Source organism: Flavobacteriales bacterium (genome assembly GCA_025210805.1).
Classification (GTDB): Bacteria; Bacteroidota; Bacteroidia; order Flavobacteriales; family CAJXXR01; genus JAOAQX01.
The window spans coordinates 1-2,726 of the sequence record JAOAQX010000030.1; the positions used below are offsets into that span (position 1 = coordinate 1).

The 2,726-nt window shown below is 33.3% G+C and carries 4 protein-coding genes; 3 read left to right on the plus strand and 1 reads right to left on the minus strand.

Features of this window, described 5'->3' with window-relative positions; genetic code table 11:
* The first annotated feature begins 203 nt into the window (after nucleotides 1-203).
* The 3 genes from N4A45_12220 to N4A45_12230 all read left to right on the plus strand — a co-directional run bounded on the left by N4A45_12220 (nucleotide 204) and on the right by N4A45_12230 (nucleotide 1,460).
* Nucleotides 204-599, plus strand: coding sequence for a hypothetical protein (locus tag N4A45_12220; protein MCT4665985.1), 396 nt, complete (start codon nucleotides 204-206; stop codon nucleotides 597-599).
* 2 nt (nucleotides 600-601) lie between these two features.
* Nucleotides 602-736, plus strand: coding sequence for a hypothetical protein (locus N4A45_12225; GenBank protein MCT4665986.1), 135 nt, complete (start codon nucleotides 602-604; stop codon nucleotides 734-736).
* A gap of 259 nt (nucleotides 737-995) precedes the next feature.
* Nucleotides 996-1,460, plus strand: a complete 465-nt coding sequence (locus N4A45_12230) for a hypothetical protein (GenBank protein ID MCT4665987.1) — start codon at nucleotides 996-998, stop codon at nucleotides 1,458-1,460.
* A 139-nt stretch (nucleotides 1,461-1,599) separates the two neighbouring features.
* Here the strand turns inward: N4A45_12230 and N4A45_12235 are convergent.
* A partial coding sequence (locus N4A45_12235) for a site-specific integrase (GenBank protein ID MCT4665988.1) occupies nucleotides 1,600-2,726 on the minus strand: 1,127 nt, incomplete at its 5' end.

Consider the following 2,726-nt stretch of genomic DNA (forward strand, 5'->3'; position numbering starts at 1 on the left):
AGTCGATGATCTGGTTAATTTGGCGTAAAAATGTATTTTTTCGCGTTCTACGTTCGACATGATGCGATACAAAACTCATATGTAACTCCTTTTTAATCACATCTTTAAGTTAATGAAAATCCAAAACAAAACCAACTTAAACAACTATTAATCTGAGACTTAATGGTATTTTTGCCTTGCAAAGGTTTCAATTTTATTTTTCTATGGATGAAGACAAGTACACCGAAGTTCAATACCAAGCATTAAAATACAGTAACGAGCAGTTTGACAAAAACATTCTTTTTATCGCTTCCGGTGCCTTGGGTATTTCGTTTGCCTTTATCGAAAAGGTTATTCCTGATCTGAGCAAGGCAGTGTATAAAAACAGTCTGATTGCTTCCTGGTACTGCTTTGCTGGCGTGATTTTCATTAGCTTATCAGCTCATTTGTTATCTATGATGGCAAACCGATGGGCGATTGCTAACGTTAATCATCCTGAATACGAAAAGATTACAACACGCTGGAATCTCTTAATACGGGGCATTAACATAGCCATGATTTTGGGACTACTGGCTGGCAATATCCTGCTGATTTCATTTATCAAACTAAATATTTCATAGTTATGGAGGACAAGAAAATTGACCACAGTAAAAAAGAACGGGTACACTCTGTTGATGACAGACCATTACAAAGAAACGCTGCTAAAATACCACCTCGCAAGCCTACTAAAAAGACCGATATTAAAAGTAAAAAATAAGCATTAACACCCTAAAAAACGATCAGCAAGAAGGCACAAACTCCACAACCTAAGCCTCAAACCAGACCAGAAGAACATTCTATGGAGATCCCTCCCTGTAAACCGCCTAGACAGTCTGAGGGTGGTACTTCCGATGGCAAAAAGAAGTAATGGATTTCAGAAGCTATGAGTATAAAAAAAACAAGTCTTTTACAGTAGTTTTGAGAAAGGGAATCTTAATTTGTCTTCCATAGATCAAAATCACTTAGATGTTTAAATTATGAAAAAACAAGAGACATCAAATGAGCCACCCCAACTCAAAAGAGGAAAAGAGTTTCAACGCATAGTGCAAAATGATTATAGCCAAAATTCCACAGATGAAGATGTTGGTATTGAGGAATATGTTTCTTTTAATAATGTACCTGAAATTAAGCAGAAGAGTGGTAGGCTGGATATAGTTATTCACAAAGCTGCTGGCGAAGATTTTGTAATGATTATGGAAATAAAAGCAACTGATTGGGATAAAATCAAACTAAAAAATATTAATAGAAACCTATATAGACATAGCAAGCAATTATACAATTATATTGATAAATTTATGTTAGTGGATGATAAAAGTGTAGGTCTTGCAATGCTATATCCTGAATCTCCGAAGAATGATGGCTTAAAGGAATTTATAGAAAAATGTGCTATGGATAAATATTGTTTCCCTGTTTACTGGTATAATGAACTTACATCAAAATAGCCTCTCCAAACCCATAAAATGTGAGATAGAAATCTTCTGTATAAAATTTACCTCGCCATAAAAACTCAATGGCGAGGTAAATCCAATTTTCAGAAAACCGTAAAAGTTATCCTTGCAAAGATAATAGATTATCAATTGCTTAAGAAGATTTTAATTTTAACTGATTGGTAGCCGGTTTATTAAACTTCTTATAAAGAACATTCATATCAGCACTGATTTTACTTTCAATTACACGTGCATAAATTTGGGTCGTTTTTATATTTGAATGTCCCAATAATTTTGAAACAGTTTCGATAGGAATGCCATTTGAGAGTGTAACAGTAGTTGCAAATGTATGTCGTGCCATGTGAAATGTAAGATTCTTTTTTATTCGGCAGATATCAGCAATCTCTTTTAAATAAGAATTAAGTCGCTGATTGGAGTATGATGGTAGCAATCTTCTTTTTGAGATAGTGGTTGGGTAATTTTTATATTTGTCAATAATTTTCATTGCTTGTGGAAGAATAGGTATCATAACTGCTTTGTCTGTTTTCTTTCTGTTTGTTGAAATCCATTTTCTTCCATCAATACCAATAATGATATTTTCTTCTTTTAAGTGGTGTACGTCAATGTATGATAGGCCTGTATAACAACTAAAAACAAAAAGATCTTTAATGCATTCGAGTCGTTCAATTTTGAATTTCTTTTTCTCAATTTTATTGAGTTCAACTTCAGTTAAGTGTTCTATGTCTTTTTTGATAAAAGATAGTTTAAATCGTTTAAATGGATCTTTTTCAAGCCATTCATTCTGAAAGGCTAGATTCATAATTTTCTTAAACCGTTCAACATGCTTCATAATAGTATTATGTGCAAATGGTTGATGCGGGTTTATTGGTTTTGTCTCTTTCATGAAATTTACAAAGCCAACCAGGAAACCATACCTTAAATGAGATAAGTGAATATCCGTCTTTTTGTGCTTTGCTTTTAGATACTGTTGAAAATACTTTTTAGTAGTGAAGTAGTTTTTCAGAGTTCCCCATTCCAGCAAATTGTTCATTTCCTTATTGTGATAATCAAACAGTTCTATGAGTGTGTGTGATTCTTCTTTAATACCTAAGAAGGCATTTTTAACGTCTTCACAAGAAAAGGTTTGCTTTGATGTCTTTAATTCTTGATAGCAATCGACGATATTTCGTCGAATTTGTTCTAAGAAAGTGTTTAGGATTCGAACCTCTTCACTCTTTCCTTTTGCTAATCCTCGTGACAAATTCCAGTTTTCTTCCTTGA

Excerpts from the sequence above, each read along its gene's own strand:
- N4A45_12225 (MCT4665986.1), top strand. The coding sequence starts at position 602 with ATGGAGGACAAGAAAATTGACCACAGTAAAAAAGAACGGGTACACTCT.
- N4A45_12230 (MCT4665987.1), top strand. The coding sequence starts at position 996 with ATGAAAAAACAAGAGACATCAAATGAGCCACCCCAACTCAAAAGAGGA.
- N4A45_12220 (MCT4665985.1), top strand. The coding sequence starts at position 204 with ATGGATGAAGACAAGTACACCGAAGTTCAATACCAAGCATTAAAATAC.